This window comes from Sulfitobacter sp. 1A10359, assembly GCF_043558145.1.
Lineage (GTDB): Bacteria > Pseudomonadota > Alphaproteobacteria > Rhodobacterales > Rhodobacteraceae > Sulfitobacter > Sulfitobacter faviae.
The window spans coordinates 24,658-45,463 of the sequence record NZ_JBIFGB010000002.1 but is presented as its reverse complement, the minus strand read 5'-3'; the positions used below and the strand labels follow the sequence as shown (position 1 = coordinate 45,463).

General features: G+C 59.8%; 32 protein-coding genes. 19 read left to right on the top strand and 13 right to left on the bottom strand.

What is annotated here, in order from left to right:
• The 13 genes from ACGYK2_RS04530 to ACGYK2_RS04470 form a co-directional block, all read right to left on the bottom strand.
• Entirely contained in the window at positions 1–243 is a 243-nt protein-coding gene (locus ACGYK2_RS04530) for a hypothetical protein (RefSeq protein WP_280322697.1), read from the bottom strand.
• Entirely contained in the window at positions 240–587 is a 348-nt protein-coding gene (locus ACGYK2_RS04525; protein WP_280322698.1) for an NUMOD1 domain-containing DNA-binding protein, read from the bottom strand. Before ACGYK2_RS04525 ends, ACGYK2_RS04530 begins: the two co-directional genes overlap by 4 nt.
• Entirely contained in the window at positions 577–1,092 is a 516-nt protein-coding gene (locus ACGYK2_RS04520) for a hypothetical protein (RefSeq protein ID WP_394374239.1), read from the bottom strand. The genes ACGYK2_RS04525 and ACGYK2_RS04520 overlap by 11 nt, the downstream gene beginning before the upstream one ends.
• Positions 1,092–1,331 carry a hypothetical protein gene (locus tag ACGYK2_RS04515; RefSeq protein WP_280322702.1) on the bottom strand — a complete coding sequence of 80 codons (240 nt, stop codon included), beginning with the start codon at positions 1,329–1,331 and terminating at the stop codon, positions 1,092–1,094. The genes ACGYK2_RS04520 and ACGYK2_RS04515 overlap by 1 nt, the downstream gene beginning before the upstream one ends.
• Complete coding sequence (locus tag ACGYK2_RS04510; RefSeq protein WP_394374238.1) at positions 1,328–2,416, bottom strand: AAA family ATPase; 1,089 nt, start codon at positions 2,414–2,416, stop codon at positions 1,328–1,330. The genes ACGYK2_RS04515 and ACGYK2_RS04510 overlap by 4 nt, the downstream gene beginning before the upstream one ends.
• Positions 2,417–2,443: 27 nt before the next feature.
• Positions 2,444–3,400, bottom strand: a complete 957-nt coding sequence (locus ACGYK2_RS04505; protein ID WP_394374237.1) for a PD-(D/E)XK nuclease-like domain-containing protein — start codon at positions 3,398–3,400, stop codon at positions 2,444–2,446.
• The gene (locus ACGYK2_RS04500; protein WP_394374236.1) at positions 3,397–4,512 is read right to left on the bottom strand and encodes a hypothetical protein; all 1,116 of its coding nucleotides are present in this window, start codon (positions 4,510–4,512) and stop codon (positions 3,397–3,399) included. The genes ACGYK2_RS04505 and ACGYK2_RS04500 overlap by 4 nt, the downstream gene beginning before the upstream one ends.
• Positions 4,509–4,715: a hypothetical protein gene (locus ACGYK2_RS04495; protein WP_394374235.1), complete on the bottom strand. Its 207-nt coding sequence runs from the start codon at positions 4,713–4,715 to the stop codon at positions 4,509–4,511. Before ACGYK2_RS04495 ends, ACGYK2_RS04500 begins: the two co-directional genes overlap by 4 nt.
• Positions 4,715–4,900, bottom strand: a complete 186-nt coding sequence (locus ACGYK2_RS04490) for a hypothetical protein (RefSeq protein WP_394374234.1) — start codon at positions 4,898–4,900, stop codon at positions 4,715–4,717. The genes ACGYK2_RS04495 and ACGYK2_RS04490 overlap by 1 nt, the downstream gene beginning before the upstream one ends.
• Positions 4,897–5,205, bottom strand: a complete 309-nt coding sequence (locus tag ACGYK2_RS04485) for a hypothetical protein (protein ID WP_394374233.1) — start codon at positions 5,203–5,205, stop codon at positions 4,897–4,899. The genes ACGYK2_RS04490 and ACGYK2_RS04485 overlap by 4 nt, the downstream gene beginning before the upstream one ends.
• Before the next feature lie 192 nt (positions 5,206–5,397).
• Positions 5,398–6,132: a hypothetical protein gene (locus ACGYK2_RS04480; protein ID WP_394374232.1), complete on the bottom strand. Its 735-nt coding sequence runs from the start codon at positions 6,130–6,132 to the stop codon at positions 5,398–5,400.
• The gene (locus ACGYK2_RS04475; RefSeq protein ID WP_394374231.1) at positions 6,129–6,626 is read right to left on the bottom strand and encodes a hypothetical protein; all 498 of its coding nucleotides are present in this window, start codon (positions 6,624–6,626) and stop codon (positions 6,129–6,131) included. The genes ACGYK2_RS04480 and ACGYK2_RS04475 overlap by 4 nt, the downstream gene beginning before the upstream one ends.
• Complete coding sequence (locus ACGYK2_RS04470; protein ID WP_394374230.1) at positions 6,623–7,258, bottom strand: XRE family transcriptional regulator; 636 nt, start codon at positions 7,256–7,258, stop codon at positions 6,623–6,625. Before ACGYK2_RS04470 ends, ACGYK2_RS04475 begins: the two co-directional genes overlap by 4 nt.
• A 92-nt stretch (positions 7,259–7,350) precedes the next feature.
• Between ACGYK2_RS04470 and ACGYK2_RS04465 the strand changes: the two genes are divergently transcribed.
• The 19 genes from ACGYK2_RS04465 to ACGYK2_RS04375 all read left to right on the top strand — a co-directional run bounded on the left by ACGYK2_RS04465 (position 7,351) and on the right by ACGYK2_RS04375 (position 20,806).
• A complete protein-coding gene (locus tag ACGYK2_RS04465) occupies positions 7,351–7,560 on the top strand; it encodes a hypothetical protein (protein WP_394374229.1) in 210 nt (69 codons plus the stop codon).
• Positions 7,557–8,063 carry a GIY-YIG nuclease family protein gene (locus ACGYK2_RS04460; protein ID WP_394374228.1) on the top strand — a complete coding sequence of 169 codons (507 nt, stop codon included), beginning with the start codon at positions 7,557–7,559 and terminating at the stop codon, positions 8,061–8,063. The genes ACGYK2_RS04465 and ACGYK2_RS04460 overlap by 4 nt, the downstream gene beginning before the upstream one ends.
• A gap of 88 nt (positions 8,064–8,151) precedes the next feature.
• Positions 8,152–8,598 (top strand): hypothetical protein, encoded by a 447-nt coding sequence (locus tag ACGYK2_RS04455; protein WP_394374227.1) that lies wholly within the window; start codon positions 8,152–8,154, stop codon positions 8,596–8,598.
• Positions 8,595–9,440 carry a DUF6551 family protein gene (locus tag ACGYK2_RS04450; RefSeq protein ID WP_394374226.1) on the top strand — a complete coding sequence of 282 codons (846 nt, stop codon included), beginning with the start codon at positions 8,595–8,597 and terminating at the stop codon, positions 9,438–9,440. The genes ACGYK2_RS04455 and ACGYK2_RS04450 overlap by 4 nt, the downstream gene beginning before the upstream one ends.
• On the top strand, positions 9,437–9,682 hold the full coding sequence (locus ACGYK2_RS04445; protein ID WP_394374225.1) for a hypothetical protein: 246 nt from the start codon (positions 9,437–9,439) through the stop codon (positions 9,680–9,682). The genes ACGYK2_RS04450 and ACGYK2_RS04445 overlap by 4 nt, the downstream gene beginning before the upstream one ends.
• A gap of 860 nt (positions 9,683–10,542) precedes the next feature.
• Positions 10,543–10,872 (top strand): DUF2312 domain-containing protein, encoded by a 330-nt coding sequence (locus ACGYK2_RS04440; protein ID WP_394374224.1) that lies wholly within the window; start codon positions 10,543–10,545, stop codon positions 10,870–10,872.
• A 241-nt stretch (positions 10,873–11,113) separates the two neighbouring features.
• Complete coding sequence (locus tag ACGYK2_RS04435; protein WP_394374223.1) at positions 11,114–11,509, top strand: DUF1064 domain-containing protein; 396 nt, start codon at positions 11,114–11,116, stop codon at positions 11,507–11,509.
• On the top strand, positions 11,506–12,165 hold the full coding sequence (locus ACGYK2_RS04430) for a hypothetical protein (protein ID WP_280322724.1): 660 nt from the start codon (positions 11,506–11,508) through the stop codon (positions 12,163–12,165). The genes ACGYK2_RS04435 and ACGYK2_RS04430 overlap by 4 nt, the downstream gene beginning before the upstream one ends.
• Complete coding sequence (locus tag ACGYK2_RS04425) at positions 12,165–12,989, top strand: DUF1376 domain-containing protein (RefSeq protein WP_280322725.1); 825 nt, start codon at positions 12,165–12,167, stop codon at positions 12,987–12,989. Before ACGYK2_RS04430 ends, ACGYK2_RS04425 begins: the two co-directional genes overlap by 1 nt.
• A gap of 28 nt (positions 12,990–13,017) precedes the next feature.
• Positions 13,018–13,356, top strand: a complete 339-nt coding sequence (locus tag ACGYK2_RS04420; RefSeq protein WP_394374222.1) for a hypothetical protein — start codon at positions 13,018–13,020, stop codon at positions 13,354–13,356.
• The gene (locus tag ACGYK2_RS04415; RefSeq protein WP_280322727.1) at positions 13,353–13,661 is read left to right on the top strand and encodes a helix-turn-helix domain-containing protein; all 309 of its coding nucleotides are present in this window, start codon (positions 13,353–13,355) and stop codon (positions 13,659–13,661) included. Before ACGYK2_RS04420 ends, ACGYK2_RS04415 begins: the two co-directional genes overlap by 4 nt.
• A 343-nt stretch (positions 13,662–14,004) precedes the next feature.
• Positions 14,005–14,532 carry a hypothetical protein gene (locus ACGYK2_RS04410; protein WP_280322728.1) on the top strand — a complete coding sequence of 176 codons (528 nt, stop codon included), beginning with the start codon at positions 14,005–14,007 and terminating at the stop codon, positions 14,530–14,532.
• 142 nt (positions 14,533–14,674) lie between these two features.
• Positions 14,675–15,160: a terminase small subunit gene (locus ACGYK2_RS04405; RefSeq protein ID WP_394374221.1), complete on the top strand. Its 486-nt coding sequence runs from the start codon at positions 14,675–14,677 to the stop codon at positions 15,158–15,160.
• Between the two features lie 40 nt (positions 15,161–15,200).
• Positions 15,201–16,574: a phage terminase large subunit gene (gene terL, locus ACGYK2_RS04400; protein ID WP_394374220.1), complete on the top strand. Its 1,374-nt coding sequence runs from the start codon at positions 15,201–15,203 to the stop codon at positions 16,572–16,574.
• Positions 16,574–17,863: an anti-CBASS protein Acb1 family protein gene (locus ACGYK2_RS04395; RefSeq protein WP_394374219.1), complete on the top strand. Its 1,290-nt coding sequence runs from the start codon at positions 16,574–16,576 to the stop codon at positions 17,861–17,863. Before terL ends, ACGYK2_RS04395 begins: the two co-directional genes overlap by 1 nt.
• Positions 17,802–18,956, top strand: coding sequence for a hypothetical protein (locus tag ACGYK2_RS04390; RefSeq protein WP_394374218.1), 1,155 nt, complete (start codon positions 17,802–17,804; stop codon positions 18,954–18,956). Before ACGYK2_RS04395 ends, ACGYK2_RS04390 begins: the two co-directional genes overlap by 62 nt.
• Before the next feature lie 3 nt (positions 18,957–18,959).
• On the top strand, positions 18,960–19,415 hold the full coding sequence (locus ACGYK2_RS04385) for a hypothetical protein (protein ID WP_280322735.1): 456 nt from the start codon (positions 18,960–18,962) through the stop codon (positions 19,413–19,415).
• Between the two features lie 12 nt (positions 19,416–19,427).
• Complete coding sequence (locus ACGYK2_RS04380) at positions 19,428–20,468, top strand: major capsid protein (RefSeq protein WP_280322736.1); 1,041 nt, start codon at positions 19,428–19,430, stop codon at positions 20,466–20,468.
• Positions 20,468–20,806 (top strand): hypothetical protein, encoded by a 339-nt coding sequence (locus tag ACGYK2_RS04375; RefSeq protein WP_280322737.1) that lies wholly within the window; start codon positions 20,468–20,470, stop codon positions 20,804–20,806. The genes ACGYK2_RS04380 and ACGYK2_RS04375 overlap by 1 nt, the downstream gene beginning before the upstream one ends.

Sequence of the window (20,806 nt, the reverse complement as noted above, 5' to 3'; positions counted from 1 at the left end):
TCAAGACCCCTCGCTGGTGTTCGCCGTATAGTACTCGATGCACTCTTCCCATTGGGGGGAGGCGATGGGGCGCTCGCCGCAGCATACACAGACGCCGCTTTTCTCCACGGTCGGCTTTTTTTCGCGCTGCGCCAGCCGCTCGCTGACAAGATGCTCCCGCATGATGCGCGCAGTCTCCCCGTCCATCTTGAGGCGCGACAGGATCACCTCAAGCGCGCGCACGGTGGTCACTTCAACCATCATACTTTTCTTCCCTTCCCTTTCTGCTCCATCGCCCAGCGATAGACACGCTGTTTCAAGCGTTCCCTCGCGACGGCTTTACCGCGGTGCATCACCGTCCGCACATAGCGCGGATCGACGCCCAGATCGCGGGCGCAGTCTGCCATGCTTGGCCATGAGCATCCGCTAATGGTGATCCGCACCTTTGGGCGGCCTCCCTTGGGGCAGATCGGCCCGTGCTGGCGCAGGCCGACCGTGTCCATACGATTGCGCCGCAGGGCGGCATAGATCGTCTGCTTAGCTACGCCGATTTTCTTGGCGGCCTCCGGCACGCTTTCATAAATCTTGCCTCTGATTTCAACTCGCATAGCGCTCCCCTTCCATGGCTGCTTCGCAGAGGTTCGCAACGGCGGTGCGGACCTCCGGCTTTACGGCGCGAAGGGCGCGGATCACCGGCCCATGCTTCTTTTCCCAAAGGTGGCGATGTTTCAGGACATAGCGCCGCTCAAAGCCCGTATGCGGGTTGGGCTCGTCCACACTAATCTCAACGTAGCCTTCCTTGCTTAAACGCTCATGTCCGAGGTGCTTCGTGTTGTGCGGCAGGTTTCCCTTCTTGAACTGATGCTTTGCGCTGTTCGCATTGAAGGGCATCTTCTCACCCTTGTTGTATGGCGCCTCACCCTTCACGAAATTCCCGGTTCGACCTGTCATCCAGCCCTTGCGCTTGCAGAGCGAATTAAAGTTGGACAGCGACACGTCCTTACGGGCGAAACAGGCACAGAACTCGGCGTGAGCCTCGGGGCGCGGTCTCTTGCTGTTCGCTTTTATCCACGCCAGTTCGGCTGGGCTGTATGGGATGATGTGTCCCTTCATTATCTCGGCCCTCCAATTTGCGGCAAGTGGTTCAAGACCTTCTCGCCGTGCTCGGCGAAGAGCTTTGCGGCCTTCAGCTGCAAGTCGGCGTTGCTGGTGATCTTGTCAGCGACGGAGACCATCGCGCTGGCCCGCTGGACCTCCTTCGCGATATCTTTTTCATCCATGCCTTCATCCGACAGACGTTCAAGCTGCGCGAACAGGTGGTCGTTGAGGTCGGTGAGTTTGTTCTTGGTCACGCCGCATCCTCCTGAGCTTGCGCATCAGCAGCCGCGCGGGCCTCGGCTTCAGCCGCCGCCATCTCTTCGGGGGTAGGCTTGGCACTGGCGAACGGGTCTTCGTCGTCAACGTCCTGCACGGCGTCAGCATCAATAGCCAACTGCTGCAGTTCGTCCATGATGGTGGCAACAATTGCCCGCTGCGGTTTGTCGAGGCTCTGCCAGTGCGCGGTGAACTTCTCTTTCCCGGTCCTCGCAACAGTGCGCGCCTGGTCGAGCAGTTCCTTCTGCGCCTGCGCGTCACCTTGGCCTTTCGCCCAAGTTGCCATTGCGCGGCCTGTCTCGACACCCATCGGGCGACGCGGGTCGAGCAGGGCTTTGAATTGGTCCGCGACTTTGATCTGGTGGACCGGGTGGCCCGGTGCGGACGGGTCTAGGATCACCATCGTGGTCATCTCAAACATCAGGTCACCGTCGCTCGCTGGATCCCATGGCACATCCTCCCGCCGGGTTTTCGTTGAGCGGGCGTTCTTTGCGTTGGAGCCGAAGCCCGTCTGCATCACAGGCTTTGCGCGGGTGCAGATGATGATGTTGGTCTTTGCGCGCACAATGCGGTCGATCAGACGGCGATACCGCGGCTTAACCTCGGCCCATGCCAGCTGCGACCGCTGGTTCTTCTTGCTATCGTCACCGCCGGTCAGCCGGTCGAGAACTTGCGCTTGTAAATCGAGGACACCACCAACGCCTTCCCAAGCATGGCTGAAGGAGTCCAGAATAACGACCGGCAGTCCAGCCGCTTCTGCGCTATCGATGACTGCAATCCAGCGCTCGGGGCCGAAGCCAATCATATTGCCGTCATCATCCACGGCTTTCATGTCGTAGTGCATCATCTCAGGGAAGGCCGACTTGTAGTGCAGAGCCCGGCGGTTCTCGGTGTCGACATAGCCGATAGGTCCGCCGTTCTTACCGGTCACGATCTCAGAGATGCCGCGCGCCATTGAGAGGGCGGTGTAGGTTTTGCCAGTGCCGGAGCCGCCAGATAGGCCGATTGCCAGCGTTAGTGGATCGTTAATCTCGGAAACGGGGGTAAAACGGATAACGCTCATTATACGTCCTTTCAGGGAAATTCGGGGTTACTCAGCCGCGTAGCCTTCCGGCGCCTGCCAGCGGCCCGCAGCGTCCAACACATCGCGCCCATAGTGGCGCTTGTGGTCGGCCTCGGCACTTTCGCGCTCCAGCCACTTCGCGTGGTAAAACTCAGGCAGCTCAATACTGACCACGCCATCAGGGTATCCGGGCCAGTGGTCGGTGCGGGTGCAATGACCCCAAATCTCGCGAGCCCGGGCGGTCTTCTTCGACGCCATCATCAGGCTTTCATTTCCCACCTGAACGACACAGACCTCGTAGGGCGCGGTCTTCTCTTGGAAGATGAACCTGAACAGCCGATCCTCGCCCGTCGCAGCCTTCCAGCAGTCGAGGTAATGCCGGGCCTGCACATCGTAGCCGTAGTTCATGACCGCCCGGACGCAGGCATCTGGGGAGGCATCGACGCAGGTCTTGAAGTCATAGAGGGGCTGCGATGGGTCAATCGGCGCGTTGTCCACCATGGCGCGGCAAGGGACGCCGCCGATCTCAGCCAGCACGACAGCCTCGGAGTTCGCCGGGTCCAGCGTGATGCCGTTGTCGGCCATGCGCTGAGACGCAATCGCAGCCATCTCGCCAATCTGGTCGACCTCTTCGGCTTTCAGCGGCGTGATGCCGGCGGCGCGAGCCTCCGCGATCCATTCCTTCGCGGCCTTCGTGCTGGCTGCACCGTTCGAGGCGAGCAGATCAGACGGGATCGCCTGGTATTGACCACCCCGGCCCAGCACTGCCCGGTGGGCCGCGCGGCCAACGTCGAAGGTCTTCTTGTCGGTCGGCTCCCAGTTCGGGTTCAGCTTAGGGTGCTGCACCCATGCGTGAAGTGGCGACTGGTTCAGCAGGACGCGGGCGAGGGTGCTCGACAGACTAGGGCGATCGAACGGGTCAGCGTGGTACTGGTCGTCAGACAGGTCGCGGTAGACGCCGGGAGTGAGGGGGCGTTGGGTCATAGCGTCACCCTCGTGTGAGGTACCTTACCATCGATCAGGGCGTCAGCCATGGCAAACCAGTTACCAGCGTCGAGCGTTTTGAGCCCCTCGGCGATTTCGTTACGGATGCGGACCCGGTGCGCCTGATCCGCTTCCCGTTTGGCGCGGGCTACATCGGCTTGGCGTTGCTCTTCGGCGATACGGTCGCGCTCACGCTGGGCGGCTGCTTCTTCCCGCTGCTTTGCTTCGGCCATTTCACGGGCGTGGCGCTCTGCGGCTTCCTTCTCACGGCGCGCGGCATCCTCTTCCGCTTGCTTGCGGGCGCGTTCGGCGGCTTCGGCCTTGTCGCGTTCGGCTTGCTCGCGGCGCGCCGCTTCAACCTTCTCGGCTTCTTCTGCCGCGAGGCGGTCGGCTTCAGCTTTCTCAGCAGCCAGGCGTTCCTCTTCGGCCTTGGCCTGAGCCTGACGCTCCGCCTCTTCTTTCGCCGCGGCTTCTTCGGCATCCTTCCGAGCGCGCTCTTCGGCTTCGACGCGCAAGCGGGCCAACTCGGCAGCCTGATCCTCACGAACCTTCGCGGCATCATACCATTGCGCCAGGTCTTTCAGCGCATGCTCTTTCTTGGCATCGGCGATCTCTTGGTATTCGGCCCAGCTGTCATCGATGGCAATTGCCTTGATGCGATCGATCTCGGCAGTGATGGTTTCCGTGTCACGCATTTGGACCGGCGCGGGTGTGAGTGATTGCAGGGCATCCGTGAGGCGCTTGATCCGTGCCTCTTCAGCGGCCTCCCAATCGTCAAGGGGCTTGCGAACCTCCGCCTTCAGGGCATTCAGCCGCTCACGGATCTTCCGCCGCTCTGCATCGACCAAAGCAATCTGCTTCCGCGCATCGTCGGTCAGGCTTTTACCCGCGGCGTCGAGCGTAGTTTTGCTGCGAGCGACTGTATGGGCCAGTGAGGCGATAGCCTTGCGCCCTTTGGCGGTCGACAGATCAGGCGCGTGGCTGCGAGCCTCAGCTTCAATGCGGCTGATCATGTCATCAACTTGCTCGGGCTTGGCGAAAATCGCTGTGAGGTCGGTACCGACTGGGAGCGCAAGCGCGGTGCCGGTTTCAATTTGGGTCTGGTCGTTCATTCGAAAGCTCCTTCGATGAAATGGTTCGCGTTGAAATGGGCGGAGTTGGCGACCCCCTTGGCGACGAAGTGACCGCCCAGCAGCCCGGCCAGCGACAGGGCGAGTCCTGCGATGAACATGTGGACGGGCAGGGCGCGTGGCTCAGGGGATTGCTGGCGCTCTTGGCGCTGGACCTCAGCGGATGGGTGGGATTGGGTGATCATCAGCCGCACTCCGCATCGAACTGAATGCGGCGACGCGTTTCAGCATCCTTCCGGGCTTCGCGGTCAGCCCACATGTCGCCCAGCACATCGCGGAGGTCGTCCACAGGTTCCAGCTCAGGATCAGGCTTGCGGCGGGCGAGGACGTGGTCGAACCACTCCGCGCCGAGGAGGGAGGTGACCTTCATGCGCCCCACTCCGGGTCGATGCCGCGCTGCTCGCAGATCATCTCGTGCTCGTAGATCATGCGATCGGTCACGTCCGTTGCAGACCCATCCGAGGCAATCTCCCAGCAGATCAGGTCTTCGTGCGGCCACCATTTGTGGCTCTCAACGAAATCGTCATAGCCAGCGTCGAAGTCGTGCTGCGTGTCGCTGGCTGGGGTGCAGGTGCCATTGGCGGCGCACACATCGGTGCGGTAGCTGACGGCCGCCACGGTGCCGACATACGCGGCGTTGCGGGCGAGGGTCTCGAAGGTGCTGCGGGTCTGCATTGTCATCTCCATTACCGGGTTGGTATGGAGAAAGGTGTAATGTAGGATTTAACCTACGTCAACATGAAATGTAGGAAAAAACCTATACTGACAATTCACACCATGCTACAACACCCCTACTAGCCCGGCAGCGGGCAAAGAAAAACCCGCCACTGGGGCGGGTCTAACTCTCCTGGCGCGAAGCGGATCGAATTATGCGGCGGCCAGTCTGTACACCTCGACGTCATCCTCTTCGCCGATAACTTTAGCCACCTCTCGTATCATCTGCGCCTTTGGGTCGAGGTGCTTCGTATTTGGGAAGACCGCATGAAGCGTAACGTCAGATCGCCGCCCCAAGTCGGAGAACATCAAAAACTTGGCAGATACAGAGCCTGAGTGATTTGCGACAGGTTCAAATATCAGCTTCCGATTGTTTCGAAGATCCACGACGTTATGAACCTCCCAATCAGCACGCTCACCATGAATTGAGATTTCGCGATGAACATTGGAATCCGGGAACGCCATCCGGACGCGATTGTAAACGATCTCTTTTCGCCTACTCTCACGGCGTGCCGCATCATTCAGTATTGCGGTGGCGGCGGATTTGGCCGAGGCGTTTGCAACGGCAATCAGCCCCGCAGCTAGGGAACCGATTGGTAGCTCCAACGCAAGCACAGCATGGCCGTCAAACTTCAGGCCATGCCTTTTCGCTTCAGCTTCAGCAATCTTCCGATACCCCGTGTCGGGGCATAGTTGTTCAGCTTCCCAAAGACCCATTCCCAAATCAGAAATTACGGCCTCACGTTGACCGATCGAAATCTCCATGGTTGTCAGCGCTCCGCTTGGATACTGAACTGGCAAAGACACAAGCTGTCGTTCGCCATCAGCCCACGTGAAAGTGAGGCCTTGCAGTGCTTCATTCGCTATTTGCTCTATTCTGCGGGTCACAGAAGCATTCCTTGTTCCGGCAGCGGCGGTAAGTCCGGCGGTCGTTCGATGTTGATCTTATCACAGAAATAATCAAGAGCGTCCTGAAATCCTGACAGCTCGTGAGGTAACGACCTCGCGAACCTTGAGGGGTCTCTATCTTCAATCCTATCCCAAAAGCCATGTTCATGACTTTCCCCAGGTCGAAAAAGTCGGCCGCTGTCTGGGTCGCCGGGTTTTAACGGGTTGCTATGCGGCCCGGTTGGGTTCAAGTCGAGAGCGTATATTCGATCTCTTTGCCTGAGCCCTGGACGACCGAGGAGAAGCAGGTATGAAACTTTATTCTCCGATCCTGAAGACACGCGGACACACATAGATAGTAGATTGATCTTTGCGTGCAGAGCATCAAAGCTACAGATTATGGAGCGGGCGCCATGGTCCTCGCCCCATGCACCAACAGCTACTGTTTTGCGGACAGCAAAAAGCTCTTTGGCCAGTTTTTCGTCGAAGCTCACGCCCGCCGCGCCATATCCGCCGGCAAATGCATCCGCACCCGCGCGGCCCATTTCAATTTGACGTCATGCTGGTTATCGGCGCCGGGGTTCAGCGAGATCAGATTGAACAGTCCCGGCTCTGATCCTGCGCGGACCTGCTTGACCCATCCCATGCCGTTCATGTCTTCGCAAACGCAGCGGTGGCCTATTGCATCTGAAGGAACTCCGTCAGCGGCCTCACGCGTGTAGAACAGAAGGTCGCCAGCGGAGTAGACGGGTTCCATACTGTCACCCACGATCTCGACTGCGACGATGCCATGCGGCGATAGCTGCGGTGGGCATTCGACCTGTGGGCCGCCACCCTTCTCGTAGGCATCGAACACCGGAACCATTGCGCCAGCGCCGACAGCGCCAGCTATGGCGACGGTGGGGCGTTCTTGAGGGCTATCCCCGACGATCTCTTGAATCGATACATCAAGAACCTCGGCGATCTTCACTAAGTTTGCTAGCGTCGGGTTCTTGGTCTTCCGCGTGACGATGTCTCGAACCCCGGTTGCGCTCATTCCAGCAGCCAAGGCCACCGCACGATTATTCGTGCCGCGTTCTTCGATTAATGCGCTGATGCGATCCGCTACCACTTGCCCAAAATCCATGTAGTTCTTTTCCTACATGCGGGCAATCGGCGCAAATGGGATAAATCCTCTTTACAGTGTGGGATAAAACCTACATATTGAGGCCCATGATGATGAGCAGCTTCAAGACAGAGATTGAGGACTACCTCGACCAGACAGGGATCACCCCTTCTAGGTTTGGTCGGGATTTCCTCAAGGACCCGGGGTTTGTCTACCGGCTTCGCAAGGGCGGAGAGTGCCGCCCAAGCACTATCGAGAAAATCCGTAAGGAGATGCGGGCGAAACTGCGCAATCACGGCGCTAAATCTGAGGATGCAGCATGACTGTCGCCATTTATCGTCATTTCGACGCCGACGGTCAGCTTCTTTACGTGGGCATCACAAACAACCCCAAGCGCCGGTTGGCTGAGCATAGGTGTCGCGCCATTTGGCGTGATGAGATCGACCGGGTTGATGTGAAGTGGGTCGGAAGTCGCGAGGATGCTCTCGCTGCTGAGGCCAAAGCGATCTGCGAAGAACGTCCTGTATTCAATGGCGTCGAGGCTAAGTCGTTTGTGTCTACCGGAGACGCCCTGCGGGACTGGATGGGGTCCGAAGGTATCACGCAAACGGAATTGGCGAACGAATACGGGATCGCTACCGCCAGCATGTCTCAGATGATCAGTGGAAAGCGCCGCGCCCCGCTCAGGCTCGCTGCATTCATTGAGGACAAGTCCGATGGCTTGGTGCCAATGCGGTACTGGCTGTTTGGCGCGACCGCTGAACTCGGCGGGTCTGTCTCCGGTGAAGTGGTCCGGCTTTCTGAGCATACCACGGACGCCGCCTAATGCCGCGTCCCTCCCTGCCTCTCTCTCAAAACACCCTGTCATGCGCTGATCCTGCGATGGACACTGCGCCAAAACCATGGAAACGATCATGAAAATTTCCAGCGAAGCCCTCTCTGACAAGATCGACGCCGCGCTCCGCCTGCGCGTAGGCCATGGCAAGACGTATTCGTTTGATGCCTTGGAGGAAGTGACTGGCATCAAGGCCCGCACCCTTCGCAGCTATGAAGAGGGGGTGACGCCGACCGCTGCCGGCCTGCTGTCTCTCTGCGCCGCGCTAGGACCGGGTTTCACCTCTGACATTCTGGGCATGATCGGCCAGTCGGCGCGCAGGGGAGAGGGCAGCGAGCCTGAGCACATGCCGACGCTCTGCGCCGCCACCGCATTTTCCTCTCTGCTGGCGGACGCGCTTACCGATGGTCATGTCGATCATCGCGAAGCCGCAGTGCTGCGCCCGATTGCCGTGGAATTGATGGAGTTGCTGGCGCCGATCGCCAACGGAAAGCCGTCTGTTGTGCGGACTGGGGGTGCAGCATGACCATACGCGCCATAGACATAACCGGACGGGAAGCTGTTGAAGGTGGCCCCTTAGGCGAGACCCCTCGTTTGGAATTCTTGCCAATTTCAAGCTTGGTGATCGATACGAGCTACCAGCGAGAGATTGAGGGGCGCGGGTGGTCGAATATCAATCGGATCGCCAAGAGTTTCGATTGGGCCAAATTCTCACCTATCGTTGCATCTACGCGGCCTGACGGACGATTTGCCGTTATCGACGGACAGCACCGCGTCCACGCGGCTGCCCTTCGCGGAATAGCTGAGGTTCCCGCCCTTGTCTCTGATCTGGACACCCAGCAACAGGCAGCAGCGTTTTCTTGGATTAACGGAAGCGTGACCGCGATGACTCCCAACCAGTTGTTCAGGGCTGCTTTGGCCGCGTTTGAACCGTGGGCGGTTCAATGTGATGCAGTTGTCTCTCGGGCTGGGTGCAAGCTCATGCAATTCAATAAGAATGCCGCGAGCAAAAAGCCGGGTGAGATATTTTGCGTTGGGCTTGTACGGAAGTTTGTAGAGGCAGGGGTCGCAAATAGCCTTTGGACGGTTCTGCGGGGTATTTCGCAAAGCAAGCGCCGCGATAATATCCAGTATTATAACCAGTTCGGATTGGGCTCTTTGGTTCCCGCTGCGGCCAAAGCGGGGGTAACTCAACCGGACGTTATTTCGGATTTTCTTGACAGGAACGATCTCGACAAAACGGCGATGCAAGTCCGCCGATTGATGGATCTGCCTGAACATCGCGGGAAGTCATTTTCGTCGCTTTTCAACCAAAGTGTCTTGGTCCTCTTGAAGCAACACACCGGCGCTATAGAGGTGGCTCAATGAGCGCCCGGGCGAACGAGTTCCTGGTGTGGCGAGCGGGCATGTCAGTTGGTTGGGACTGCACAGTCACCGAAATCGCCTCCGAGGTTGGGCTCACTCACCAAGCTGTATCAGCAATCATGAAGCGCCGCGGCTGGCAGGTGCATCAGAACGGCCGCGGGTATGATCAGTATGCCTACGCCAATCTGCGGGCGACAAATGAGCATCATCAGTATTCGCTGCACGAGCTGAGGGTCGAAACATGAAAACTGGATTTCGCTGCAAGCCAGACCGCCACTTACCGGCCAACGATGAAGCGATAAGTCTGCCTATTCAAGCCACCACTAGCATCCTGCGAGAGGCTCGTGCCAAGCTTCGAAACTTCCGTAGTGACACCAAGTTCCGTAACGGATTGCGCTGCAATTTGAGCGGCCACATACGGGCTGGCGAAATTCTCGCAGGTTATGCACCCAACTACTTCCGGAGGGTGCTCTCCATTGTCTTCGCCGCTTATCGGCGCAAAGCAGATGCCACAAAGTATACTATAACCGGAGGTCGAACCGGTGCTTGAAAGTTCTGTCACCATTAACCTCCATGGTGCTGATGGACGTGCGCGGCAGGCAACCAGCGTCACGTTGCGCATTCAGGCAGCCTACCCGCACGAAGCTTCAAGGCAAGCCAAATTGGGATTGACCCCGTTTGAATTGGCAGCAGCAGAGAACCGGGCCACGCGGATTGCATGGGGCGAAAGACCTGAGCCGCGGCGGTTCTCCCAAAAGAACGTGGCAGAAAAGGTGCTCCCATATCTTGGTTCAGGACTGAGCCGCAGCGAGGTCGCTCGAAGGATTGGATGCTCACGGCCAGCAGTTAGTGATGCTCTCAAAAAGATCGGAGGTGAGCTGTGACCTCCACGGCGCGAAGAGAGGGTGGCCACGTAATAGTCACCATCCCGATCGAAGAAGTGCACGAGCTGCGCGTCGCGCTTCAGCCGTGTCCGTGCAAATCGACGAAATCTCACGCCACGACCCGCATCCGGGAGCGGTTTGTGCGCGGGTTAGGGATGGCCGTTGAAAGCAAAGAAAAGCAGCGACCCCGTCAGTAGGGCCGGACGAAGACCATAAAGCCAATGCGGCTGAACGCCCAGAAAGGATTGATAGTGCTTGATCAAACCACACAACCAGAAGGCATTGTTGCGAAAGAAAATGAGAGTACGGGGGATGCAACGTATCGTGTCACCGCGAATGAACTTCGCCAGTTTGTCGAACGTATCGAACGGCTGGATGCGGAGAAAAAGGACCTCTCTGACCAGCAGAAAGAGGTTATGGCTGAAGCCAAAAGCCGCGGCTACATGGTTATGGCTATCCGCAAGATCGTGGCTCTTCGGAAGCGCGACAAAGACGACATTGCCGAAGAAGAGGCGGTGATCGACATGTACAAAGAAGCGTTGGGCATGTGATGGCGCGCGTAGGATTTGAAGCGGCGCTAACCGCACTGAAACGCGGTGACCGGATCATGGTCACCCTCGCTGACCCCACCAATATATCGGATCGAACTCGCTACACCCTTTTAAGAGGGGGGTGCCTTGACTGCGACCACGTTCGCGCAGTTGAGCGATCACATCGAGCCGGTTCGAGATGGGCTGTTCCCGGACGAAGCGCCGTCGCAGACCTATCGGCTGGCGGGGTTGTCGTAGATCTATGACCGACCGCCTCACCGCATCCGAGTTCCGAAAGAAGCGTTCCGCCAATGGTGAAGCGCGCAAAGGACGTGTGCGCGGAACAAAGGCGATGGTGGTGGATGGGATTAAGTTCCACAGCCGGAAAGAGGCGCGGCGCTACGGCGTTCTCCGCCAGCTTGAGCGTGCGGGCATCATCAAGAATCTGCGCCTGCAAGTGCCGTATGAGTTGCAGGGCCAGAACGGGCCGATCCTGACGCCGACCGGACGCAAGATGATCTACAAGGCCGATTTCGTCTATTTCGACAAGCGCATCAACGCGGAAGTGGTCGAGGACAGCAAGGGCTGGGCGACAGACGTATTCAAGATCAAGAAGGCGATCTTGGCCGCGCAGGGTGTGGAGGTGGTCGAGACATGAGTGCAGCCCCATCAGCGCGCGGCCTGTTTCGCGCAACCGGAAACACGTCCACCCACATCGTCAGGACGTTGGAAGGCTTCGAGCGCATCGCAGAGGCGCCCCGTGAGGCTGCGGACTTCTACCCGACGCCACCTGAACCTACGAGAGCCTTACTCAAGGCCGAGGGCGACCGCCTGCGTCATTTCCCGGCGATCTGGGAGAGTGCCGCTGGAGACGGTGCCATGGCGCGTGAAATAGAGGCTTTCGGGCTGCCGGTGATCAAGACTGATCTGATCGATCGGGGGTGCGGCGCCGACCTCGGTGACTATTTCGCCCTGACTGAGCGACGGGCGGATGCCATGATCACCAACCCACCATACTGCGAGATTAACGCCCGAGACGGAAAAGGCCGCTGGCTTACCCACGCGCTTGATCTCAGGTGCACCTATGTCGCGCTGTTCCTCAATTGGGACTGGCCGGCCGCGGCGGGGCTCGCCTCGATCTTGGCAAAGCACCCCATCAGCCGCGCCTACGTCTGCCGCTGGAAGGTGGACTTCACCGGCAAAGGATCACCGCCACAGCGCAACGGTTGGTTTATCTGGGATGCCGAATGGGAGGGCGAGACGGCGCTCCGCTTTCTTGATCGCACGGACGGGCGGCAGGGGGAGTTCTTCTGATGAGTGAAGGCGTCCCATATATCCGCTTCTACGGCGACGATTGGCTCTCGGGAACGCAGGAGCTCTCACTGGAGGAGCGCGGCGCTCTGGTGACCATCGTTGCGCTGACATCCGCAACGGGCGCGGCACCAGTTGCCGACTACAAGCGCCTATCACGTCGCTTCGGCTGCACCCCGGCAAAGGCGAAGAAGGTGGTCCAGTCCTTGATCGAGATGGGGAAGATTTGGCTCGATGGAGATGCTCTGATTAACCGCCGTGCACAAAAAGAAACCGAAATTTCGCAAAAAAATTCCAAAAAACAATCGGAAAACGCTCACGCCCGATGGTCAAAATCTGAGGGAAAATCCAATGAAAACAATGGGGGGTATGATGCCGCCGCATTGCCGCCGGAATGCCAACCAGAACCAAAACCAGAACCATATAAGATTGATGATGATAGCGCGGGCGCGAGTCTGAGCTTTCGAGAGAGGGTGCTGGTCGCAGCCGGTCACGATGCATCCGGGCTGACCGCAGGGGGCAAGGTGATCGGCAGCCGGGCCGAGTGGGTCGAGTTCGAGAACGCTCGGTCCGATCTCCATCTCAGCGAGGAAGACACGATCGCAGTCGTCAGGGAGACGGCCAACCAGAAGCGCGACGGACCGCCCGGCAGCCTGAAATACTTCATCCCATCGATGCGGAAGTTTGCCGGGGCGCGAGATGCGCCGCCAGTATCCGCAATTAGCCCAGACCCAGCCAGACCGAGAGGAACCCAGCATGAACGATCTACCAGCAAATCCAAGCGCCGTATGGATGCCTTCATCGCCGGAGCTCGCGGCACGGGCTGACCACCGCGAGTGGATCGGGGGCCGGGTCGTGACGCTTCTGAGCCACTACTGGCGGGACGATGACGACGATGCCCTGACGGCCGCGATCGCGGCTGACTGGGCCGATGTCCTCGAAGGCTTGCCGCAGGAGGCGATCCGCAAGGCATGCATCCAGTACCAGCGTGAAGAGCCGCGCCGGAAACCGACGCCGGGGGCAATCTACGCGCTGGCGCGAGAGGCAATGCCGCGGCCAGCATTGGTGCGGGAGCCGCAGCCGGAGCCAGAGCGCCGGGCGCCTACCGCCGAAGAGCGGGCTCGGGTTGCCGAATACGTCAAGCGGGCAGGCTACGCGACACGGCGCGCCAACCCCGAGGGAGACATCGCATGATCGAACCCATCACAGGTGGAGCAATGCAGGCGGCATACCTCGCAGCGGCACCGGCCTTTGCCCGGGCTTTCATTCGTCGTAGTCCGGAAGCGCTAGCAGCGGAATTTGCCCACAGCCGCCACATCGATCTGCGCGATTTCTTCGGGCCAACTAGAGCGCATAGCGTCTCGCATCCCCGGCAGGAATGCATGGCGATGTTGGCCGAGCGCGGGTTCAGCCTGCCGCGCATCGGACGCGTGTTCAACCGCGACCACACCACGGTGCACCACGGCATCGAAGCGGTGAAGCGGAGGGCGTTGGGGTGACGCTGGATGAACTTCGGACGATCGCGCAGAACAAGGGCTGCTACCTGACCATGCCACGCAAGACACTGCCGAAAGGAACGCGTGTCCGACTGGCCGGTCGCAGTGGGCCATTCGGCAGAATATGCACCGTCAAACAGGGCGAGTGCGGATACCAGGTTGTCGCTTGCTTCGATGGCGCCGAGGTCACGAGCTGGCTGGATGAGCAAGAGCAGGCGGAGCCAAAGAACACTACCACGGGCACAAAGGGCAGAGCATGAAATACCTAGGCTACGTTGCGGGCGGAGTTTGCCGCGACACGCACGCACCAACGAAGGACAGCGAGGGTAGGGCGGTTCGGCCGCCAATGATCCGCAAGCAGTTCTGGGTGCAGGAAGAGCTACGCCGTCTCGGCATCGACGCATGGTGCGGCAAGCGGGTGGAGTTCAAGCGGCTTGGCAAGGATCGCAGCTGGACCCGCTTCGATGTGCCGGCACTGCCGAACTACATCGTTTTGGATATGGAACCGGATCAGATGCACCTCGCTGCTCAGGTCGATCATCTGATGCCAACGTTCATGGCGGTCGCGAAGTCAGACCTGCACGGCAAGTCGTCGGAGAAGGGAAAGCCCGGGCATGTTGGGTTGCTGGGCTTCATGGGCGGCGTGGATGCCGCGTTTGAGAAGGCAGAGCGTGTCGACGCCAACTCTCGGGCCGAGGTGACTGAATACAAGCGCGGGCAGGAGCTTCGCATCATCTCCGGGCCTTTCGCCGACATGCTGGTGAAGTTCGATCGACTGGTGAAGGCGCCGCATGATCGGTGGCAGTCGCTCGCGGTGGAGCTGCCGAGCGGGATCAAGGCGCAGTTTGATCCGCTGGATGTGCGGAGCGCATAGGTGTTGCTAGGCGGTACAACATTTGGTATGGGTGAGGCATTCGCGTACAGGGATTACCCAGGCGCACTGGTCACGGGGTCGGCGGAAACGTCAGGCAGGCTCCGTGCTACTGCAATTCAAATGACATTCTTACGAGGCGGATATGGCCGAGCGCGAACTGACGCGAAAGCAAGAGGCGTTTGCGCTGGTTTATTTCGAGACTGGCAACGCGGCTGAGGCTTACCGGCGAGCGTATGACGTCGAAGAAAACGCCCGTGATGAATGGATCTATGTCGAAGCCAGCCAGCTTCTTGATCACCCTAAGATAGCCCAAAGGCTTGAAGCACTTTCTGAGCAGGCGTCGCAGCTTTCGATCTACACCCGCCACAAGGCGATGGAGGAGCTTGAAGAGGCTAGGGGCGTGGCAAGAACGCAAGGGCAGGCAGCGGCCATGGTTGGCGCCACATCGGCGAAGATTAAGCTGCTGGGACTGGATAAGCCGAGCCGCTTGGAGGTCACCAGCCCGGACGGCAGCATGACACCTGCGCCCGCCGTGGTTCTCTCCAACCTGTCGGATGAGGAGCTTGCCCAGCTTGAACGCCTTACCGACAAAGCACGAGATTCAGAGGGAGTGGGCGAGGCGGAGTAACCTCGGCTTTGCGCGACACCACTTCCCGGCGCGTGAGGGGATGCCGCTCATTGAGGGGCCGCACCACCGCGTCATCGGACAAACGCTCGACCGGGTCCACTCTGGCGAGATCAGCCGGCTGATCATCACGCTGCCGCCGGGCTACACCAAGACCGAGATGGCGGTGGTTAACTTCATTGCTCGTGGGTTCATGATCAACCCAGCGGCGCGGTTCATCCATGCCACGTTCTCTGATGATCTGGCGCGCGAGAATAGCGACAAGATCAAGAGCCTGATCGAGCTTCCGGAGTTCGGCGAGCTTGCTGCCGTGGGGATCAAATCAGACACCAGCGCGAAAGACCGCTGGAAAACAGTCCAGGGCGGCGGAATGCTGGCCAAGGCCGCAGGCGGTCCGATCACGGGTTTCCGCGCCGGCTACATGGACAAAGATAAGTTCACCGGCGCTCTGGTGGTCGATGATCCGCTGAAGCCGGACGATGCGTTCAGCCCGACCAAGCGGGCCTCCGTCAACAAGCGGGCAACCAACACCTTTCGCAGCCGTCTGGCGCATGATCGCGTGCCTATCGTGGTCATCATGCAGCGGCTTCATAGCAATGACTTCGTGGGTCACCTGCTGACCGGTGGGACCGGCGAAATCTGGGATCACCTCGACCTACCGGTGATCATCGACCAGGCGGCGGAATATCCGAAGGAATGGACGCACGGGCGCCCGGTGCCACACAACCTGCCAGACGGGCCCCTATGGACGGAAAAGCACAGCGCCGAAGAGATCGAGGTCATCAAGGCCGACGCATACACCTTCGCCAGCCAATACATGCAGCGCCCAGTTTCGGCGGAGGGCGCGCTCTTCGATATGAGCGGGGTCCATTGGTACAAACCCGGCGAAGAGCCGGAGATTGAATATTACCGGATGTACGCGGACACGGCTCAGAAGACGGGCGAGCGGAACGACTATTCGGTTTTCGAGCTATGGGGCAAAGCCAAGAACGGGCCCGCGGTGCTGGTTGATCTGGCGCGCGGCAAATGGGAAGCGCCGGACCTTGAAAAGAACGCTCTGGCATTCTGGGCAAAGCACAAAGGCAAGATCGTTCGCGGCCTTCGGGTTGAGGACAAGGTGTCAGGGACCGGCCTGATCCAATCGCTCAAGCGCAAGGGGATCCCCGTTGATGGGATCCAGCGCGACCGGGACAAGTACACGCGCGGGCTCGATGCAGCCCCATGGGTCGCAACCGGTCAAGTGTGGCTGCCTAAAGATGCGCCGTTCACCGAAAGCCTGAGGTATGAAATGCAGACATTTGACGGCCTCGGCACCGGCTTTGACGATCAGATTGACCCCATGATGGACGCTATCGCGGACATGCTGGGCGGTTATGGCTCCTTCGTCGGCTTCGGCATCCCGAAAGGGCGCCGTTGATGGCACAACGAACACTGGCCGGGGTGTTCCCCGAGCATTTCGGAGCACGGTCAAACGTCAAGCGGGTGCATGCTGACGAGTACGGCTGGCCCGATCGGCTGACATTCCCGGACCTTCTGCGTATGTATCGCCGGAACGGGCTGGCGGCTGCGGCGGTCAACGCGTTCAAGTCGAAGACATGGCAGGACGTTCCGGTGCTGCGGGTCACTGACAAAGACGACGACCTAAGCAGTACCGAGGAGGCGGTCGCAGACCATCTGGCCCGCATTCGGTTTTGGCAGCAATTCGCTGAGGCTGACGCGCGGTCTATTGTGGGTGACTACGGCGGTCTGGTGCTCAGATTTGCTGACGACAAGAAAATGAACGAGCCGCTCGATAAGGCGCTGGGGATCAATAAGCTGTTCGCGGCCATCCCATGCTGGCAGCATCAGCTGCGTCCGAGCGAGTTCGATACCAATACCGAGTCCGAGACCTACGGCGAGCCCACAATGTGGGAGTATGCTGAGAACGCTGTGGGTAGCGATACGACATCGGCAGGCCCGCGCCGCCGGTTCAAGGTTCACCCTGACCGCGTGCTGATCCTGTCGCGGGATGGCACGATCAACGACCGCTCGCAACTTGAGGCCGGCTATAACGCCATGCTGGACGCCGAGAAGATCAGCGGTGCCGGGGCGGAGGGGTTTTTTAAGACGGCCAAGAACGCGCCGGTTATCTCGATGGAGGATGGCAACGGGTTCGAGGAAATGGCGCGTGGAATGGGAATCGACCCTTCCGAGCTTACGGACAAGCTCAACGAGGTCGTGAAGGCCTGGGCATCCGGCTTTGACGCCTCCCTGTTGTTGTCGAAGATGAAAACCGAATTTCCGAACATCACGCTGCCGCAGCCGGAGGAGTTCTGGAACATCTGCGTGATGACATTCGCCGCGTCGATGCGCATCCCGTTCAAGGTGCTGATCGGCATGATCACCGGCGAGCGGGCAAGCACTGAGGACGCCAAGGATTGGGCGCGGACGAATGAGGCCCGCAGGTCTGGCGAGATTGTCCCAGCAATCATGACGCTGATCGAGCGGTTTCAGAAGGCCGGCACGCTGCCTGAGGGCGCATGGCGGGTCGAGTGGACATCGCTACTGGATGACGGCCCTGACGCCATGATGGCGCGGGCGAAGACCATGTCCGAGATCAACACGTCCGAGGCCGGGGAGGTCTTCGACGTGACCGAGATCAGACGTGCTGCGGGACACCCAGCCGGGCTGCCGCTTAATGATGAAGAGGATGATGACGATGAATAAGGCACTGGTTCATGCCCGTAGCAATGCTGTCGGGCCAATCCGGCATGAGGTTCGCAACGGCCATAACGTGATGATCGTCCCATCCTACGTGATCAAAGACGATACCATTCTAAACGGCATTTTTTACGGCAAGGACGAGATCGACAAGTCGTTTGAAGGGCTGAACGGCACCCACGCGCCGCTGGGGCATCCTCAAAAAGACGGCATGTTCCTCAATGCTGCCGACCCGGTGGCCGTAGCCGAAAACGGCGTCTTTGCGTTCAACGAGAATGCCCGCCGGGTAGATGACCGGATCGCGATTGACGTAGTGATCTACAAGGATCGCGCCGCCGAGAACGCAAATGGCCAGCGCCTGCTCGAAGCGATCAACAAAGGCGAGCCGATCCACACATCAACCGGCCTCTACATGAACATCGAAGACGCCCCGGAAGGGCATGCTGCTGAGAAGATCGGTCGCAACTTCGTGTGGGACCATAATGCCCTGCTGCTGGATGAGCCGGGCGCGATCACGCCAGACGAAGGCGTTGGCCTGATGGTCAACAAATCAGGTCTTACCGTCATCAACTCGCGCGTCGATTGGGCCGAGGATGACCTTGCATGGGCTGCTGAGCATCTGCTCGACAGCGCCGAGCGACTGGACAAGGCGAAGGCGCGGGAAGCGCTACTCCCGCGTCTGGTCGAAGCCCTTCGGGGCATCATGTCCGGCGGCTCCGCCGAGGCGAACGAAGATGTCCAAAAGGAGGATCCCATGGACAAAGAAACCAAGGCCGCGCTGGACGCGGTGAACACCAAGATTGACACGCTGGCTGACGCTGTCACCAACGGTCTGAAAACCCTCACCGACGCCCAGGAGGCGCAGGCCAACGCCGCAAAGGAAGCCGAAGAGGCTGAGCGCGAAAGCCTGACGAACACCATCGTCAAAGCAGCGATCCTCGATGAGGAGGACTGCAGGGCGCTGCCGGTCGCCAACCTGCGCAAGCTCGCTGCAAATGCCAAGCCCGGCAAAGCAGCACCGGTGGGCAATGGGGCGGCTGATCCCGATCCTGGCAACGCCGTCAAGTTCCGCGTCCCCGGCGCAGCAAAGGAGGCCTGATCAATGGCACGCTACAACACGATCTATGCGGGTCCGGTGAGCAACCCGACCCCTCACGCTATGGAGGCGATTGCAAGCGTGGCGCTCACGCCCGGCTCGCTGGTGACCTTCGATGCGACCAACGGCTTCGCGCTGGCCACTGCTGCCACCACGGCCAAGGTCTGGCTGGTGCAGGACAACTACCTGACCGGTCGCGGCATCGAAACGCAGTGGGCGGCTGACAGCCGGGCCGTTGCGCTCGATATGGTCGACGGCCAATTGTTCAACGCGCTGGTCGCGACGGGCAACGATCTGACCGAAGGCGACGCGCTCACACCGGGCGCCGGCGGCGTTCTGGTCAAGGCCGCGCTGTCCGACAAGGTGGTCGCGGTCGCCAACGAGACATTCAACAACAACACTGGTTCGGCCCAGTTGGTCTGCGTTCGCGCTGCAACCGGCTACCTGACCGCAGCGGCATAAGGGGATCACCAGATGCGCTATTTCGATCACGAGCTGATCACCAACTCCCGCCCGCACCAAGCGTGGTGGGGTGAGGTGTCCGGCATCCGCAACCACTGGTACGAGGCTGACCCCGTTGCCAATGCACAGACGGTCCTGCCGCCTGACTTCTGGTTCGACTTGGACGAACAAACCGTCCGCATCATGCGTGACGACGGCGGCGAGGAATTCATGTCCGACCTGATGGGGCTGGCTCGGCCGGTCAACATTGGCAAGATGGTCTCTATTGCTCGCACGTCCAGCGACATGAGCGACAAGGTGGTGCGTTCGGTCTCCGGTCAGGTGCCGGTACCGGTCGATAAGGTCGAGTACGGCTTCGACGGCGCGCCAATCACCATCTTTGCGAAAGGCTATGGTCGTTCGTGGCGCGAGGTGATGAAGTTCCAAAGCGAGGGCTATGATGTTCTGGCCGACGACAATGAGGCCGCGCTGGACAAGATCGACCGCGATATGGTCGATTACGCGCTTGACGGTGACGCGACGATCAACATTGAGGGCTTCGGCGCTTACGGCATCCGTACCGCGCCCAACTCCAAGGCGATCAATCTCGGCTCCGGTGCTGGTGGTGCAAACATCGATCTGACCGCGCCAACCACGACACCGGATGAGATCGACGCCTTCTTCATCGGCCCATTCGGCGCGATGCTTGATGCCAACTTCATCTCTGCGCCGGTGAACCTCTACATCTCGCCCGAGATCGCCCGCAACTGGGACCGCGCCTATTCCGGTGCCGCCGGTCTCAAGCCAGGGTCCATCATGGATCACGTCGCCAAGAACCGCCGGATCAACAAGATCGTCGTGACGCACAAGCTCTCGGGCAACGAGTTCTTCGGCTTTGTGCCGAGCTCGCGCTTCATCCGCCCGCTGATCGGCATGGCGGTCAACACCACGCCGCGTGTCCGTCTGAATCCTACCGATGACCATCAGTTCCTCTGCATGGGCGCGATGGGTATCCAGGTGCGCGGCGACGGCAATGGTCGCAGCGGTGTGTTCTACAGCGAGGTCGTGAACTGATGGCTTATCGCATTCGCATCACGAAAGGGGGGCTCTTCGGTAACACCGGGGAGCTTCCCATCGGCCAAGAATTCACGCTCAAGGGCAAGCCACCTGCGGGCTGGGCTGGCCGCTATGAAATGGTCTCGCAAACCGACGACAAAGAGCCGGTCACAGCCGATGCCGGCATGAGTGAAGATCGCAAGACGGCTATCCTTGAGGCTATCGGCGGACTTGACCGGGAAAAGGACTACACCAAGGGCGGCAAGCCGGACGTTGACGCGATCAACGCTCTGATGCCCGAGGGTTCCGAAACCGTCACCGCTGCTGAGCGTGATGAAGTGGTCAAGGACGACTGA

What these genes read in the sequence shown, in the direction of transcription:
- ACGYK2_RS04530 (WP_280322697.1), bottom strand. Translation starts at nt 243, where the DNA reads ATGATGGTTGAAGTGACCACCGTGCGCGCGCTTGAGGTGATCCTGTCG.
- ACGYK2_RS04525 (WP_280322698.1), bottom strand. Translation starts at nt 587, where the DNA reads ATGCGAGTTGAAATCAGAGGCAAGATTTATGAAAGCGTGCCGGAGGCC.
- ACGYK2_RS04520 (WP_394374239.1), bottom strand. Translation starts at nt 1,092, where the DNA reads ATGAAGGGACACATCATCCCATACAGCCCAGCCGAACTGGCGTGGATA.
- ACGYK2_RS04510 (WP_394374238.1), bottom strand. Translation starts at nt 2,416, where the DNA reads ATGAGCGTTATCCGTTTTACCCCCGTTTCCGAGATTAACGATCCACTA.
- ACGYK2_RS04505 (WP_394374237.1), bottom strand. Translation starts at nt 3,400, where the DNA reads ATGACCCAACGCCCCCTCACTCCCGGCGTCTACCGCGACCTGTCTGAC.
- ACGYK2_RS04500 (WP_394374236.1), bottom strand. Translation starts at nt 4,512, where the DNA reads ATGAACGACCAGACCCAAATTGAAACCGGCACCGCGCTTGCGCTCCCA.
- ACGYK2_RS04495 (WP_394374235.1), bottom strand. Translation starts at nt 4,715, where the DNA reads ATGATCACCCAATCCCACCCATCCGCTGAGGTCCAGCGCCAAGAGCGC.
- ACGYK2_RS04490 (WP_394374234.1), bottom strand. Translation starts at nt 4,900, where the DNA reads ATGAAGGTCACCTCCCTCCTCGGCGCGGAGTGGTTCGACCACGTCCTC.
- ACGYK2_RS04485 (WP_394374233.1), bottom strand. Translation starts at nt 5,205, where the DNA reads ATGCAGACCCGCAGCACCTTCGAGACCCTCGCCCGCAACGCCGCGTAT.
- ACGYK2_RS04470 (WP_394374230.1), bottom strand. Translation starts at nt 7,258, where the DNA reads ATGGATTTTGGGCAAGTGGTAGCGGATCGCATCAGCGCATTAATCGAA.
- ACGYK2_RS04465 (WP_394374229.1), top strand. Translation starts at nt 7,351, where the DNA reads ATGAGCAGCTTCAAGACAGAGATTGAGGACTACCTCGACCAGACAGGG.
- ACGYK2_RS04460 (WP_394374228.1), top strand. Translation starts at nt 7,557, where the DNA reads ATGACTGTCGCCATTTATCGTCATTTCGACGCCGACGGTCAGCTTCTT.
- ACGYK2_RS04455 (WP_394374227.1), top strand. Translation starts at nt 8,152, where the DNA reads ATGAAAATTTCCAGCGAAGCCCTCTCTGACAAGATCGACGCCGCGCTC.
- ACGYK2_RS04450 (WP_394374226.1), top strand. Translation starts at nt 8,595, where the DNA reads ATGACCATACGCGCCATAGACATAACCGGACGGGAAGCTGTTGAAGGT.
- ACGYK2_RS04445 (WP_394374225.1), top strand. Translation starts at nt 9,437, where the DNA reads ATGAGCGCCCGGGCGAACGAGTTCCTGGTGTGGCGAGCGGGCATGTCA.
- ACGYK2_RS04440 (WP_394374224.1), top strand. Translation starts at nt 10,543, where the DNA reads ATGCGGCTGAACGCCCAGAAAGGATTGATAGTGCTTGATCAAACCACA.
- ACGYK2_RS04435 (WP_394374223.1), top strand. Translation starts at nt 11,114, where the DNA reads ATGACCGACCGCCTCACCGCATCCGAGTTCCGAAAGAAGCGTTCCGCC.
- ACGYK2_RS04430 (WP_280322724.1), top strand. Translation starts at nt 11,506, where the DNA reads ATGAGTGCAGCCCCATCAGCGCGCGGCCTGTTTCGCGCAACCGGAAAC.
- ACGYK2_RS04425 (WP_280322725.1), top strand. Translation starts at nt 12,165, where the DNA reads ATGAGTGAAGGCGTCCCATATATCCGCTTCTACGGCGACGATTGGCTC.
- ACGYK2_RS04415 (WP_280322727.1), top strand. Translation starts at nt 13,353, where the DNA reads ATGATCGAACCCATCACAGGTGGAGCAATGCAGGCGGCATACCTCGCA.
- ACGYK2_RS04410 (WP_280322728.1), top strand. Translation starts at nt 14,005, where the DNA reads ATGATCCGCAAGCAGTTCTGGGTGCAGGAAGAGCTACGCCGTCTCGGC.
- ACGYK2_RS04405 (WP_394374221.1), top strand. Translation starts at nt 14,675, where the DNA reads ATGGCCGAGCGCGAACTGACGCGAAAGCAAGAGGCGTTTGCGCTGGTT.
- terL (WP_394374220.1), top strand. Translation starts at nt 15,201, where the DNA reads ATGCCGCTCATTGAGGGGCCGCACCACCGCGTCATCGGACAAACGCTC.
- ACGYK2_RS04395 (WP_394374219.1), top strand. Translation starts at nt 16,574, where the DNA reads ATGGCACAACGAACACTGGCCGGGGTGTTCCCCGAGCATTTCGGAGCA.
- ACGYK2_RS04385 (WP_280322735.1), top strand. Translation starts at nt 18,960, where the DNA reads ATGGCACGCTACAACACGATCTATGCGGGTCCGGTGAGCAACCCGACC.
- ACGYK2_RS04380 (WP_280322736.1), top strand. Translation starts at nt 19,428, where the DNA reads ATGCGCTATTTCGATCACGAGCTGATCACCAACTCCCGCCCGCACCAA.
- ACGYK2_RS04375 (WP_280322737.1), top strand. Translation starts at nt 20,468, where the DNA reads ATGGCTTATCGCATTCGCATCACGAAAGGGGGGCTCTTCGGTAACACC.